This window comes from Pseudomonas sp. S2_F07 (assembly GCF_054668325.1).
Genome location: NZ_CP162758.1, coordinates 868189 through 882338 on the forward strand (window position 1 = coordinate 868189; position 14150 = coordinate 882338).

At 61.9% G+C, this 14150-nt stretch carries 10 protein-coding genes; 7 read left to right on the forward strand and 3 right to left on the reverse strand.

Annotated elements, in window-relative coordinates; genetic code table 11:
• Positions 1–65: 65 nt before the first annotated feature.
• Complete coding sequence (pssA, locus tag AB4O40_RS03790) at positions 66–1409, reverse strand: CDP-diacylglycerol--serine O-phosphatidyltransferase (protein WP_414918862.1); 1344 nt, start codon at positions 1407–1409, stop codon at positions 66–68.
• A gap of 216 nt (positions 1410–1625) precedes the next feature.
• On the opposite strand from pssA, the gene AB4O40_RS03795 reads away from it, so the two are divergent.
• The 3 genes from AB4O40_RS03795 to AB4O40_RS03805 all read left to right on the forward strand — a co-directional run bounded on the left by AB4O40_RS03795 (position 1626) and on the right by AB4O40_RS03805 (position 3691).
• Positions 1626–2189 (forward strand): TetR/AcrR family transcriptional regulator, encoded by a 564-nt coding sequence (locus AB4O40_RS03795; protein ID WP_460055996.1) that lies wholly within the window; start codon positions 1626–1628, stop codon positions 2187–2189.
• A gap of 55 nt (positions 2190–2244) precedes the next feature.
• Positions 2245–2721, forward strand: a complete 477-nt coding sequence (locus AB4O40_RS03800; protein ID WP_056727496.1) for a nuclear transport factor 2 family protein — start codon at positions 2245–2247, stop codon at positions 2719–2721.
• A gap of 190 nt (positions 2722–2911) precedes the next feature.
• A complete protein-coding gene (locus AB4O40_RS03805; RefSeq protein ID WP_056727498.1) occupies positions 2912–3691 on the forward strand; it encodes a TSUP family transporter in 780 nt (259 codons plus the stop codon).
• Here the strand turns inward: AB4O40_RS03805 and nudC are convergent.
• Positions 3659–4489 (reverse strand): NAD(+) diphosphatase, encoded by an 831-nt coding sequence (nudC, locus tag AB4O40_RS03810; RefSeq protein ID WP_046037107.1) that lies wholly within the window; start codon positions 4487–4489, stop codon positions 3659–3661. The genes AB4O40_RS03805 and nudC overlap by 33 nt on opposite strands.
• A 6-nt stretch (positions 4490–4495) precedes the next feature.
• Positions 4496–5308: a crotonase/enoyl-CoA hydratase family protein gene (locus AB4O40_RS03815; RefSeq protein ID WP_056727499.1), complete on the reverse strand. Its 813-nt coding sequence runs from the start codon at positions 5306–5308 to the stop codon at positions 4496–4498.
• A 563-nt stretch (positions 5309–5871) separates the two neighbouring features.
• Between AB4O40_RS03815 and glgA the strand changes: the two genes are divergently transcribed.
• Genes glgA through AB4O40_RS03835 form a run of 4 tightly spaced genes read left to right on the forward strand, consistent with a single transcriptional unit; the run spans position 5872 to position 14131 of the window.
• Positions 5872–7455: a glycogen synthase GlgA gene (gene glgA / locus AB4O40_RS03820; protein ID WP_460055992.1), complete on the forward strand. Its 1584-nt coding sequence runs from the start codon at positions 5872–5874 to the stop codon at positions 7453–7455.
• Between the two features lie 12 nt (positions 7456–7467).
• Entirely contained in the window at positions 7468–9264 is a 1797-nt protein-coding gene (treZ, locus tag AB4O40_RS03825) for a malto-oligosyltrehalose trehalohydrolase (protein WP_460055989.1), read from the forward strand.
• Complete coding sequence (gene malQ / locus AB4O40_RS03830; protein WP_223541462.1) at positions 9261–11339, forward strand: 4-alpha-glucanotransferase; 2079 nt, start codon at positions 9261–9263, stop codon at positions 11337–11339. Before treZ ends, malQ begins: the two co-directional genes overlap by 4 nt.
• Positions 11336–14131, forward strand: coding sequence for a malto-oligosyltrehalose synthase (locus tag AB4O40_RS03835; RefSeq protein WP_223541463.1), 2796 nt, complete (start codon positions 11336–11338; stop codon positions 14129–14131). The genes malQ and AB4O40_RS03835 overlap by 4 nt, the downstream gene beginning before the upstream one ends.
• Positions 14132–14150 lie beyond the last annotated feature (19 nt).

The following is a 14150-nucleotide window of genomic DNA, read 5'->3' on the forward strand; positions in this document are numbered from 1 at the left end:
GTGTAGGAGCGAGCCAGCTCCTACAGGTTAATCGCATTGATCCTGTAGGAGCTCTTTTTCAGGCCTTAGAGGATGCGATAAAGCAACCGCTCGATCCGCACACGACTCACGCGCTTGAGGAACTTGGCCACGCCCGCCGGGTATTCGGCCAGGGTTTCCAGGTTCTGGAAGTGCTCGATGCGCCGGGTGTGCTGGAAGATCTCCGCCAGCTCTTTGCCACGCGGTTCCAGCAGTTCGCCATGGGGGTCATCGATCAACAAGGCGTTTTCCAGATCGAGTCGAAACGCCCGCGGGTTGAGGTTGTTGCCGGTCAGCAAGGTATAGCGCCGGTCGATCCACATGCCCTTGAGGTGATAGGTGTTGTCGCCATCTCGCCACAGGTGCAGGTTCAACTGCCCGCTGTCTATGTTGCGTTGATGACGCTTGGCAAACCGGCGCAAGCTGATTTCGTACAGGTACGGCAGCGCCGAAATGACCCGGAAGGGTTCGCTCGGCGGAATGTAGAAATCGTTGGCCGTCTTGTCGCCGACCACAATGTCGATCTTCACCCCACGGGCCAGTGCGCGGTTGATCTCGCGGATGATCGCCAGCGGCAGGTTGAAGTACGGCGTGCAAATGGTCAGTTGCTGCTGGGCGCTGGCGATCAGTTCGCAGATCACCCGGTTCAACGGATTGTTCTTGCCGACGCCAAGCAGCGGGCTGACGGACAAACCGGTCCTGTCGGTGGTGCCCTGCGTGGTGTCGTACGCCGCGTGCTTGAGGCGGCTGCGCAGGTCACCAATGTCATTGCGCAGGCTGCGGGTGGTCGGCAGGTTCGGCAGGTCGAGGCGGTGCACCGCCTTGGACGCCACCAGGCCGTGCTGCACCAGGTGCTGCATCGAATCGGCCAGTTCACGATTGTGCAACAGGTGATAGCGGTCGTAGCGGTACTTGTCGAACTTGTGCAGATAGACGTTGTTCAGGCTCGCGCCGCTGTAGATCACCCAGTCATCGATCACGAAGCCTTTAAGGTGCAACACACCGAACAGCTCGCGGGTTTGTACCGGGACGCCGTAGATCGGCACTTCGCTGGCATGGGTACGGGTCACTTCCTGATACCACGCGGAGTTTCCCGGCTGCTTGCCGGCACCGATAAGGCCGCGCTGGGCGCGCAGCCAGTCGACGACCACCACCACGTCCAGTTCCGGACGCGCCAGTTTGGCCGCGTGCAAGGCATCGAGTATTTCCTGGCCGGCTTCATCCTGTTGCAGGTACAGCGCAACGATGTAGATACGCCGGGTCGCGCTGGCAATTTTCTCCAGCAGGCAACGACGGAATTCGGCAGCGCCGGCGAGGACGCTGACGGCATCGGCCGTCAGCGGAAAACTGCGCAACTTGGGCAGCAGGGAGCGTTTGAAAAGCGACGGCATAGGGCTCGCAATGGGTCGAATCCGAAGAACCCATGAGCTTACACCATGCAAAGGTTCGGGTCTTGTTACCGTCTGTAATGACGCCATCGCGAGCAAGCTCGCTCCCACAGGGGAACGTATTTCAAATGTGGGAGCGAGCCTGCTCGCGAAGGCATTTTTACAGACAACAAAAATATCCACTTGACCAAGGAGAATGATCATTCTACTGTTGCCAGCATGAATAAAATCACTAGCAACGACACACGCGACATCATTCTGGATGTCACCGAAAAGTTGATCTACAAAAGTGGCATAGCCGCCACTGGCATGGATCTTCTGGTGAAAACCGCCGGCGTCTCCAGAAAAAGCGTCTACCGCTACTTCGCCAACAAGGACGAACTGGTTGTGGCGGCCCTGCAACGCCGCGACCAGCGCTGGATGCACTGGTACAGAGGCGCAGTCGGCCAGGCACAAACCCCGGCCGAGCGACTGCTCAACCTGTTTACCGTACTCAAGTCGTGGTTCGCCTGCGAAGGTTTCCGCGGCTGCGCCTTCATCAACACCAGCGGCGAAACCGGCGACCCGCAAGACCCGGTGCGCCTGGTCGCCAAAGAACATAAACAGAAGCTGCTCGACTACCTGTGCGAGCTGTGTACCGAACATGGCGCCGAGGATCCGCAACTGCTGGCCAGACAGCTGCTGATCCTGATCGACGGTGCCATTACCGTGGCGCTTGTAATGGGTGATCACAGTGCCGCCGATAATGCGCAATGCATGGCGCGAAAGTTATTGGACCTGTAGCAACCTGATCAAACTCGACAATTGTTTGAACTTTAACTTGATACGGAGACTTGAAATGTCTAATGCCGAAGTTCGTCCGCCATTACCCCCATTCACCCGTGAATCGGCCATTGAAAAAGTTCGCCTGGCCGAAGACGGCTGGAACTCCCGCGATCCCGAGCGTGTGTCCCTGGCCTACACCCTGGACACCCAATGGCGCAACCGCGCCGAGTTCGCCCACAACCGCGAAGAGGCCAAGGGCTTCCTGACCCGCAAATGGGCCAGGGAACTGAACTACCGGCTGATCAAGGAGCTCTGGGCATTTACCGACAATCGCATTGCCGTGCGTTATGCCTATGAATGGCACGACGACTCAGGTAACTGGTTCCGCTCCTACGGCAACGAAAACTGGGAGTTCAACGAGGACGGCCTGATGGCCCGCCGCTTCGCCTGCATCAACGACATGCCGATCAAGGAAAGCGAACGCAAGTTCCACTGGCCGCTGGGGCGTCGGCCTGACGATCATCCGGGGCTGTCGGATCTGGGCTTGTAATTCAGCTTCACGCTAAACCCTGTGGGAGCGGGCTTGCTCGCGAAAGCGGTGTGTCAGCCAACATTTATGCTGGATCTGGCGGCCTCTTCGCGAGCAAGCCCGCTCCCACATTGGTGTTGTGTTGTTAGTGTGGGTAACATGTCGCCCCTTCCCCGCAGCCCTTCCTGCACCCGCCGATTAAGCCGATCCCATGCCTTTCGAACTTAGCGTTGACCTCTCCACCCTGGCCATCCTGGCCCTTGTCGCTTTTGTTGCCGGTTTCATCGACGCCATCGCCGGTGGCGGTGGGCTGTTGACCACTCCTGCCTTGCTGACCGCCGGCCTGCCGCCGCACCTGGTGCTGGGCACCAACAAACTCAGTTCGACCTTCGGCTCGGCCATTGCCAGTTTCACCTTCTACCGCCGCAAGTTGTTCCACCCCGCGCAATGGGTCCACGCCATCGTCGGCACTCTGGTCGGCGCGCTGACCGGTGCCGTGGTCGCCCATTACCTGCCGGCGGAATGGCTGAACAAAATGCTGCCGGTGATCGTTTTCGCTTGCGGTGTCTATCTCTTGTTTGGCGGCACGCCGAAAGCGCCGCTGGATAGCAACGCACCGATCAAGAAAAAGTGGCAGTCGACCCAAGGCTTCAGCCTCGGCTTCTATGACGGCGTGGCCGGTCCCGGCACGGGTGCGTTCTGGACCGTGAGCAGCCTGCTGCTCTACCCCATCGACCTGGTGAAGGCCAGCGGCGTGGCGCGCAGCATGAACTTCGTCAGCAACGCGGCGGCACTATCGATCTTCATCTTTTCCGGTCAGGTGGATTGGGTCATCGGCCTGTGCATGGGCTCATCGTTGATGGTCGGCGCCTTCTTCGGCGCTCGCACCGCCATCAGCGGCGGCGCGAAATTCATTCGCCCGGTGTTCATCACCGTGGTGCTGGGCCTGACCGTGCGCCTAGCCTGGCAGCACTGGTTCAGCGTGGCCTAAGCGCCGCGCCACATAGACGTCGATCAGGTAACGGGCAATCGAGCGTGACGCCGGCAACGGCGGCAGCTCGTGCACGTTGAACCACTGGGCGTCCTCGATCTCGTCTTCCTGACAGACGATCTCGCCACCGGCATATTCGGCGTGAAAGCCAAGCATCATCGAGTGCGGGAACGGCCAGCACTGGCTGCCCATGTACTGGATGTTCCTGACCTCGATGCTCACCTCTTCGCGAACCTCGCGAATCAGGCAGTCCTCGGCCGATTCGCCCGGTTCGGCGAACCCCGCCAATGTGCTGTAGACACCGCTGACAAAACGCGGTGAACGTGCCAACAGCACTTCATCGCCTCGAGTCACCAGGACAATCATGCTCGGCGAAATCCGTGGGTAGCTGCGCAGATCACATGGCTGGCAATACATCGCGCGCTCGCGCGGCACCTGGGTCATGGCCTGACCGCAGTTACCGCAAAAGCGGTGCTCCCGGGCCCAGGTGCCGATCTGCGCGGCGTAACCGAGCACCTTGTACAGCGTGTGATCGCCTTCGAGCATGAACGCCCGCAGGCCTTTCCAGTTGCAACCCGGCACTTCGCTGTGGCTGCGCAACTCCAGCAGATAGACCGGCTCGCCATCGAGGTGACCGATGCCATGCTCGGCCAGAATCGACAGGTCCTGACGTTTCAGCCATTCGCGCGCGAACAGTGCGCCGTTGTCATCGAACAGAAAGCCTTCGGGGCTGCGCGCGATGGCCCAGCCGCCGGGTTGATCGGTGTCCAGTACTGCGGTGGTCCAGCGAGGAATCATGGTTAATCAATCCAGAAATTCGGGTTTCTGTTTGCTCATATGGGCGGCCATGGCCACGCGCAGATCGGTGGATTGCAACATGGCGGCGTTCCAGGTGGCGATGTATTCGAGGCCGTCATCGATGCGATGGTCACGCATGTAGCTGATCATCTCCTTGGTGCCGGTGACCGCGATCGGTGACTTGCCGGCGATTTCCCGGGCAATACCCATGACGCCGTCGAGCAGGCTGGCGCTGTCGCTGTAGACGCGATTGACCAGGCCCATGCTCCGCGCTTCATCGGCGCCAAAAGTGCGACCAGTGTAAGCCAGTTCGCGCAGCATGCCGTCACCGATGATTCGCGGCAAGCGTTGCAGCGTGCCAACGTCGGCGGCCATGCCGATGTCGATTTCCTTGATCGAAAACTGTGCGTCCTCGGCGGCATAACGCATGTCGCACGCGGCGATCAGGTCGATGGCGCCCCCCAGGCAGTAACCCTGAATGGCCGCAAGCACCGGTTTGCGGCAGTTATCGACGGCATTGAACGAAGCTTGCAGGGTGAGGATCTTGCGCCGCAACAGGCGCGCGTTGCGTCCCACGTCCTTGCCCAGTTCATTGGCCACGCCGGCCAGCATCATCAGGTCGATCCCCGAGGAGAAATGCTTGCCTGCTCCGCTGAGGACCACCACCCGCACTTCATCGGTGTCGTCGATCCACTGGAAGATCTCGACGATCTCGCTCCAGAACGCCGCGTTCATCGAGTTGATCTTCTCCGGGCGGTTGATCTGCACATGGGCGATTTTATCGACCAGTTCGACGTTGAACGCAGTGTACTGAGACATGCCAATGATCCTTTTGCGGGCAAAAATGAGGCCCGAACTATAACAAGGCATCAAGGTGGGCAGTAAGGCAGTGGTTTGGCCAAATGCGGGACTCAAAAACACGCACCACAATAGTGCATGCCTGATATATCACGTCGCACATTTATGTGACTGCCCAGTGACTTTTTGAGGCCAAAACGCAAAAAAACATGCACTTCGTCGGGGCGTTTGCACCTCGATCAGGCACGTCCGTCCCGCTACAAACCGATTGTCGAACAATTTTGCCATCTGCCCTTTACCGCTCTAAGTTCTGGCCTAGACTCACTTTCTCAAGGCGAAACCGGTCGGTCACAAAATGGAAAAATAGTCGAAACTTTTTCCAATCCCGATCGGTCCTCTGACAAGAAGGTGCGTTGCGACTGGTGCAATCTTTGCAACGGCTGATTCAACCCTTTTGCTTCGACTCGACGCATTGGGCAGCGCTTGCTCACTGATGCGCAGCGCGTTTGCGCCGGCCACGGGAAATGGCCATGAAACACCGTTTGCCAGACCTAAGAATTAGATCAACAACACGGGAGATTCATATGATCAGTACGGTTTTGGAAATACAGGGAGAGCGTGCTCATCAGGTCGGCGAATCGAGCGCCGTAACTGCCGCAAACACCCAACCCGCCAGCGTTCCAGGCACCAGGACGCTGACCCCGGCAGCCAACCAGAATCCGAACCGTAAGAAAGTCCTGTTCGTCACCTCGGAAATTGCCGACCTGGTGAAAACCGGTGGCCTGGGCGATGTTTCCGCAGCACTGCCGCGGGCCATGGCCCATCTGCACGATGTACGGGTGTTGATCCCCGGTTACCCGCAAGTGCTGCACAGCGAGAACCCCATTCATATCATCGGTGAGCTTGGCGGCCATGCTGCGTTGCCACCGTGCAAGATCGGGCGCATGGACATGCCCGATGGCCTGGTCATTTACGTGTTGATCTGCCCCGAACTCTACGAGCGCGAAGGTTCACCCTACGGCGCCAACAACGGCCGCGACTGGCCGGATAACCATATCCGTTTCGCCCGCCTGGGCCTGGCGGCGGCTGATATTGCCGCCAACCTCGCGCAGATCCACTGGTGCCCGGACCTGGTGCACGCCCACGACTGGCCCGCCGGCCTGGCCCCTGCCTACATGCACTGGCGTGGGCAGCGCACACCGACGCTTTTCACCATCCACAACCTGGCCTATCAAGGTGTGACCAGCCTGGGCTCGTGCCCCGAACTGGGCATTCCCCAACACGCGCTGCAACAGGAAGGCATGGAGTTCTACGGCAAAATGTCGTTCCTCAAGGCCGGCATGGCCTATTCGAGCCACATCACCACGGTCAGCGCGACCTACGCCCAGGAAATCACCACCCCGGATTTCGGCTGCGGCCTGGACGGTTTCCTCGCCGCCAAGACCCAGCAAGGCCTGCTCAGTGGCATCCCCAACGGCATCGATGAAAGCTGGGATTCGGCGACCGACCCGCACCTGTTCTGCCCGTTCGACATCGGCGACTGGGATGGCAAGGCCGTGAACGCCGCCCATGTCCGCGAACTGTTCGGCCTGAAAGACTCCGAAGGACCGCTGTTCGCCGTGGTTTCGCGCCTAGTTTATCAGAAAGGCCTGGACCTGACAGAGGCGGTGTCCGAGTACATCGTCAAAAATGGCGGGCAGATCGCGATCATCGGTCGCGGCGAGCCGGAAGAAGAACAGGCCATGCGTGAACTGGCCCTGCGCTTCCCCGGGCAGATCGGCGTGCGCATCGGCTTCAACGAAACCGACGCCCGGCGCATGTTTGCCGGCAGCGACTTCCTGCTGATGCCTTCGCGATACGAGCCATGCGGCCTGAGCCAGATGTACGCCCAGCGCTTCGGCTCGTTGCCGGTGGCACGCAACACCGGCGGTCTTGCCGACACCATCGAAAACGGCGTGACCGGTTTCCTGTTCGATGAATCCACGGTGCAGAGCTATCAGGAAGCCCTGAGCCGCGCGTTCAAGGTGTTCGCCTTTCCCGGCCTGCTGCACGCCATGCGCTGCCGGGCCATGACGGCGCCGTTCAACTGGTGCAAGGCGGTCGAACCCTACGCCGAGCTCTACGAACAGCTTGTGGCCAAGGCATTGGGGAAATCGCACAAACAGTAAGAGGCTTTGAAGATGCCGTTACGGACCCTTGAGACCTGGCCCCACGGCGCAATCATGCTGGACGCAGAGCACACGCGATTCGCGTTGTGGGCGCCAGATGCGTACTACGTCAGTGTCGAACTGGAAAATGGACAGTCCTTGCCGTTGCTGCCCCAGGCCGACGGCTGGTTCGTGAGCAACATCCGATGCGCGGCGGGCACGCGTTACCGCTACAGCATCGACGGCGAACTGGAAGTGCCCGACCCGGCCTCCCGCGCCCAGGCCGGCGACATCGACCGGCACAGCGTGGTGGTCGATCCGCTGGCCTATGCCTGGCAACACGCCGCCTGGCTGGGACGGCCGTGGAACGAAGCGGTGATCTACGAACTGCATGTCGGTGCGCTCGGCGGCTTCAGCGCCGTCGAGCAGCATCTGGCGCGGCTGGTCGAACTGGGCGTCACCGCGATCGAACTGATGCCTGTCGCGCAGTTTCCCGGCGAACGCAATTGGGGTTATGACGGCGTCCTGCCCTACGCGCCCCAGGCGTCATACGGCTCCCCCGAGCAGCTCAAGCACTTGATCGACACCGCCCATGGCCACGGCCTGGCGGTGATCCTCGACGTGGTCTACAACCACTTCGGCCCGGACGGCAATTACCTGCATCGTTATGCCAAGGGCTTTTTTCGCGAAGACAAACACACGCCGTGGGGCGCGGCCATCGACTTGCGCCGTCGCGAAGTACGGGACTTCTTCATCGAAAACGCCTTGATGTGGCTGCTGGAGTACCGTTTCGACGGTTTGCGCCTGGACGCGGTGCACGCCATCGAAGACCCGGATTTCATCCAGGAACTGGCACGACGGGTGCGCCAGCAGACGGGACCGGCGCGGCATGTGTGGCTGATGGTGGAGAACGAACACAACCAGGCCAGCCTGCTCGAACAGGGTTACGATGCACAGTGGAACGATGACGGCCACAACGCCCTGCATGTGTTGCTGACCGGCGAAACCGACGCCTATTACGCCGACTACGCGCAAAACCCCACCGAACAACTGGCGCGCTGCCTGAGCCAGGGCTTCGTGTTCCAGGGCCATCTCAATCGCCATGGTGTGGCGCGGGGCGAACCCAGCGGACATCTTCCGCCCAGTGCATTCATCCTGTTTTTGCAGAACCATGACCAGATCGGCAACCGGGCCTTCGGCGAGCGCCTGCATCAACTCGCCCACCCGCAAGCGCTGCGGGCCGCCACGGTGTTGCTGCTGTTGTCGCCGATGATTCCGCTGCTGTTCATGGGCGACGAATTTGCCGTCGAGCAACCCTTCCTGTTTTTCACCAGCCATCACGGTGAATTGGCCAGGCAGGTTCGCGACGGCCGGCGCAATGAGTTCGCGGAGCTCAGCGCCTTTGCCGACCCGATCCTGCGCGAACACATTCCGGACCCGAACGATCCGCAGACATTTGCAGCGTCCCGCCCAGTCCTGCCATCGACCGGCCATTGCGAGATGCACGACCTGTATCGACGACTGTTGCAGATCCGTCACCGGCACATCATCCCGCGCCTGCCGGGCGCCCGGGCACTGGGCACCGATGTGCTGGGTGAAGCCGCGGTCAGTGCAACCTGGCGCCTGGGCGATGGCAGCCAGCTGCGCATTGACCTGAACCTCAGCGCCAGCCCCGTAGTCCACACCTCACAGACCGGTGCCACGCGCTTGTTCGAATACCCGCCACAGGGCGCCGACCTGCCGGCCCCAAACACCCTTGCCCCGTATTGCGCGCTCGTCAGCCTCGCCGCCGCAGCCCCCTTTGCTACCCCGTTTGGAGAGCGTCCATGAGTGATGCGCAACTGGAAATCCTGGCCAGCCGTGCCGGTCTCGCAGTCGATTGGCTCGACGCCAACGGCCGCCCGCAAAAAGTCGCGCCGTCCGTGTTGCGCAATGTGCTGACCGGCCTTGGCCACCCGGCCGGCAGCGCCCAGGAAATCGACGCCAGCCTGCTGGAACTGCAAGAGGTGCAACAGACCCATCACTTGCCGCCATTGATCACCGCCGATGTCGGGAAGGGCCTGGACCTGGCGCGTTTTTTCGAGCCCGGGACCCCTTGCGAAATCCACCTCGAAGACGGTTCGCGGCTCGACCTGAAACTGGACGCCAACGCGGTGCTACCGGGGCTGGTACCGGTCGGCTATCAACAGGTCAGCATCGACGGACAAAGCTTCACCCTGGCCGTAGCCCCGGCCCGTTGCTACAGCGTGGCCGATGCCGTGGACAACCCCATCCCCCGTGCCTGGGGCCTGAGTGTGCAATTGTATGGATTGCGCCGCCCCGGCGATGGCGGGTTTGGTGACACCCAGGCGCTGGAGGACCTCGCCCGGGTGGCCGGCGAGCGTGGCGCCGAGGCGCTGGCGATCAGCCCGCTGCATGCGATGTTTTCCAGTGACACCCAACGCTACAGCCCCTATTCGCCGTCCAGCCGCTTATTTCTCAACAGCCTTTACTGCGCCCCGGGCACCATTCTCGGCGAACGCGCACTGCGCACCGCCATCGATGCAACCGGGCTGGCCATTGAACTCAAGGCGCTGGAAGAGCGACCGCTGATTGACTGGCCGGCCGCCGCCGAAGCCAAGCATCGGCTGTTGCAGTCGCTGTACGAAGGTTTCGTCCAGGGCGAACATCCTTTGCACGAAGACTTCAGCAGTTTTCGTCACGCCGCCGGCGAAGCGCTGGAAAACCACTGTCGCTTCGAAGCCATCCAGGAGGCGCGCGCCGCCCGGGGTGAACACCTCGACTGGCGGCAGTGGCCTGAACCCTGGCGCAATCCGCGCAGCGCCGAACTGGCGGCATTCGCCGAAGAGAATGCCGGGCGCATCGGCTTCTTCGCCTTCTGCCAGTGGCTGATCACGCGCTGCCTGGAGCGCGCGCAAACCGCCGCCCGCGCCAGCGGCATGAGTATCGGCCTGATCGCCGACCTGGCCGTTGGCGCCGATGGTGGCGGCAGCCAGGCCTGGAGCCGTCAGGACGAACTGCTCGCGTCCCTCACCGTCGGTGCGCCGCCGGACATTCTCAACCGCACGGGCCAAGGCTGGGGGATTTCCGCATTCTCCCCTGAAGGCCTGGTGCGCAATGGTTTCCGGGCCTTCATCGAAATGTTGCGGGCCAATTTCGCCCACTCCGGTGGCTTGCGCATCGATCACGTCATGGGCTTGCAGCGTCTGTGGGTAATCCCCAATGGATCGCCGCCAGCGGACGGCGCCTACCTGTATTACCCGGTGGACGATCTGCTGCGCCTGCTGACCCTGGAATCCCATCGTCACCAGGCCATCGTCCTGGGCGAAGACCTCGGCACCGTGCCGGACGGCCTGCGGGAAAAACTCATCGCCCGCTCGATGCTGGGCATGCGGGTATTGCTGTTCGAACAGGACAACACGCATTTCAAGCCGATCCTCGACTGGCCGGACAACGCCCTGGCCACCACCAGCACCCATGACCTGCCGACCCTCAACGGCTGGTGGCATGGCCGCGATATCGACTGGAACGCCCGGCTCGGCTTGCTCGATGCCAGTGGTGAAATCGAATGGCGCCAGCACCGCGAACGCGAGCGCGAAGGCCTGCGCCGGGCGTTGAGCCAGGACCCGCAGAACTTCCGTGAAGAGTCCCACGAAACCGACCAGGTGCTCGATGCCAGCGTGCGCTTCCTCGGTCATACCCGGGCCCCCTTGGTGCTGCTGCCCCTGGAAGACGCCCTTGGTGTCGAACAGCAAGCCAACCTGCCCGGCACCATCGACTCCCACCCCAACTGGTCGCGGCGCTTGCCCGGTTACAGCGAAGCCCTGCTCGACGGAGCGGATGCCGCACGACGCCTGGAGTTGCTCGCCTGTGCGCGGCTCCAGGCGGCCGAGCGTGATCGATGACCCTGGTACCGAGTCGTCTACTGCGCGCCACCTTGCGCCTGCAATTTCACAAAGGCTTCACGCTTGAAGATGCGGTGCCACTGGTGCCGTATTTCTCCCGTCTTGGCATCAGCCATGTCTACGCCTCCCCGCTGTTGCGTGCCCGCGCCGGGTCGATGCATGGTTATGACGTGGTGGACCCGACCCGGGTCAATCCGGAACTGGGCGGAGAGGCGGCGCTGCGCAGCCTGGTCAGCGCCCTGCACGAGCACAACATGGGGTTGATTCTCGACGTCGTCTCCAACCACATGGCGGTCGGCGGCGGTGACAATCCCTGGTGGCTGGATTTGCTGGAGTGGGGACGCCTGAGCCCTTACGGCGAGTTTTTCGACATCCAGTGGCATTCACCCGACCCGTTGATGGAAGGCCAGTTGCTCCTGCCGTTTCTGGGCAGCGACTACGGCGTCGCGTTGCAGGACGGCACCCTGCCCCTGCGCTTCGATGCCTGGCACGGCAGCTTCCATGTCGAGCACTACGAACATCGCTTTCCGATTTGCCCCAGCGATTACGGGGAACTGCTCAGGACCGATGCACCGCTCGATACACAGCAGGCCGAACAACTGAAAAACCTGGCCGATCGCTTCAGCACCCTGAGCTACCAGACCGACGCCCACAGCCTGGCCCTGCCGCTGAAAGCGGAACTTCGCGATCTGGTCAACGATCCGGCCCTGGCCCACGCCATCGAGCAGCACCTGAACAACTACGACTCACTGACCGGCGAAGGCTTCCGGCGCCTGCACAACCTGCTGGAACGCCAGAGCTATCGCCTCGCCAGTTGGCGCACCGCCGCCGATGACATCAACTGGCGGCGCTTCTTCGATATCAATGAACTCGGCGGACTGCGGGTCGAGCGTCCCGCCGTGTTCGAAGCCACCCACGCGAAGATTTTCCAACTGGTGGCTGAAGGGCTGATCGACGGGTTGCGCATCGACCACATCGACGGCCTCGCCGACCCGCGAGGCTATTGCCGCAAGCTGCGCCGCCGGGTCGACAGCCTGTCAGCGGGCCGGCACCTGCCCATCTATGTGGAAAAGATCCTGGGCGAAGGGGAAACCCTGCCTCGCGACTGGTCGGTGGACGGCACCACCGGCTACGAATTCATGAACCAGTTGTCACTACTGCAACAGGATCCACGGGGCGCGCAGACTCTGGCCGAACTCTGGCATCGTCACAGCGAGCGGTCCGCCGATTTCGGCCAGGAAGCTCAACTGGCCCGCCAGCAAGTCCTCAGCGGCTCCCTGGCCGGAGATTTCGAAAGCGTTGCCCAGGCCTTGCTGCAAGTGGCCCGGGACAACCTCATGACCCGCGACCTGACCCTCGGCGCCATTCGCCGGGCCTTGCAGGCGTTGATCGTGCATTTCCCGGTGTACCGCACCTACATCAGTCCCCTTGGCCGGTCGGCCCAGGGCGAGGCGTTTTTCCGTCAGGCCATGGACGGCGCCCGCCAAACCCTGGGTGAAGAGGACTGGCCGGTGCTCGACTGCCTGGCCGGATGGCTCGGCGGTGAACCCTGGCGTTCGCGCCCGGCCGGTCGCGAGCGCAAACGCTTGAAGCACGCCTGCGTACGTTTCCAGCAATTGACCTCACCGGCGGCGGCGAAAGCGGTGGAAGACACCGCGTTCTATCGTTCGGCGGTCCTGCTCTCGCGCAATGACGTTGGCTTCAACACCGAACAGTTCAGCGCACCTGTCGCCGACTTTCATCAGGCCTGTATCGAACGCCTCGACACCTTCCCGGACAATCTGCTGGCCAGCGCCACCCACGACCACAAGCGCGGTGAAGATTCACGGGCGCGGCTGGCGGTACTGAGCGAGCGCAGCAGTTGGTACGCCGACCAGATCGGCCTGTGGCGCGCCCTCGCCCGGCCCTTGCGCAACGACGATCAAATGCCATCGACGGGGGATGAACTGATTCTCTACCAGGCGATCATCGGCAGCTGGCCGCTGGCGTTGGAGATCGATCATGCGCCGGCCCTTGAGGACTACGCAAAACGCCTCTGGCAGTGGCAACGCAAGGCCCTGCGCGAAGCCAAACTGCAAAGTAGCTGGAACGCGCCCAATGACCCTTACGAGCAAGCGAGCGAAGACTTCATCCAGCGTCTGTTGCTCAGCCCCGAAGGCGAGTTGTTGCGTACGGCCCTGGCCAAGGCTGCCCGCTCGATTGCCGCCCCCGGCGCACTCAACGGATTGGCGCAAACCTTGCTGCGCATGACCGTGCCCGGTGTACCGGACTTGTATCAGGGCAACGAGTTCTGGGACTTCAGCCTGGTCGACCCGGACAACCGTCGTCCCGTGGATTACGCCAGCCGCCAGCAGGCGCTGCAGCAAGCGGTGGACCTGCCGGACTTGATGCAAAACTGGCGTGACGGGCGCATCAAACAAGCCTTGATTGCGCGCACCCTGAGCCTGCGCGCCGAGCATGCCGAGCTGTTTCGGCGTGGTACCTGCCAGGCTTTGGAAGTGGTGGGCAGCGAGGCCCATCGAGTGCTGGGATTTGTCCGTGAACGGGAGGGGAAACGCGCCATTGTGATTGTGCCGATACGTTGTGCCGATCTGCTGGAAAACGGTGCCGAACCACAGGTCCACGCGCCGCTGTGGGGCGATACCCGGGTCAAACTGCCGTTCACCGTCCCGGACGAACATCTGCAGGGACTTTTTTCCCGCATCACAGTCACAGAACACAGGGAGCTGCTGATCAGCGCCGCGCTGGGGGATTTCCCGGTCAATCTCATTTTTCAAACTGCCCACACTTGAATTCAGTTCAGGAGCATTA

Excerpts from the sequence above, each read along its gene's own strand:
- pssA (WP_414918862.1), bottom strand. The coding sequence starts at position 1,409 with ATGCCGTCGCTTTTCAAACGCTCCCTGCTGCCCAAGTTGCGCAGTTTT.
- AB4O40_RS03795 (WP_460055996.1), top strand. The coding sequence starts at position 1,626 with ATGAATAAAATCACTAGCAACGACACACGCGACATCATTCTGGATGTC.
- AB4O40_RS03800 (WP_056727496.1), top strand. The coding sequence starts at position 2,245 with ATGTCTAATGCCGAAGTTCGTCCGCCATTACCCCCATTCACCCGTGAA.
- AB4O40_RS03805 (WP_056727498.1), top strand. The coding sequence starts at position 2,912 with ATGCCTTTCGAACTTAGCGTTGACCTCTCCACCCTGGCCATCCTGGCC.
- nudC (WP_046037107.1), bottom strand. The coding sequence starts at position 4,489 with ATGATTCCTCGCTGGACCACCGCAGTACTGGACACCGATCAACCCGGC.
- AB4O40_RS03815 (WP_056727499.1), bottom strand. The coding sequence starts at position 5,308 with ATGTCTCAGTACACTGCGTTCAACGTCGAACTGGTCGATAAAATCGCC.
- glgA (WP_460055992.1), top strand. The coding sequence starts at position 5,872 with ATGATCAGTACGGTTTTGGAAATACAGGGAGAGCGTGCTCATCAGGTC.
- treZ (WP_460055989.1), top strand. The coding sequence starts at position 7,468 with ATGCCGTTACGGACCCTTGAGACCTGGCCCCACGGCGCAATCATGCTG.
- malQ (WP_223541462.1), top strand. The coding sequence starts at position 9,261 with ATGAGTGATGCGCAACTGGAAATCCTGGCCAGCCGTGCCGGTCTCGCA.
- AB4O40_RS03835 (WP_223541463.1), top strand. The coding sequence starts at position 11,336 with ATGACCCTGGTACCGAGTCGTCTACTGCGCGCCACCTTGCGCCTGCAA.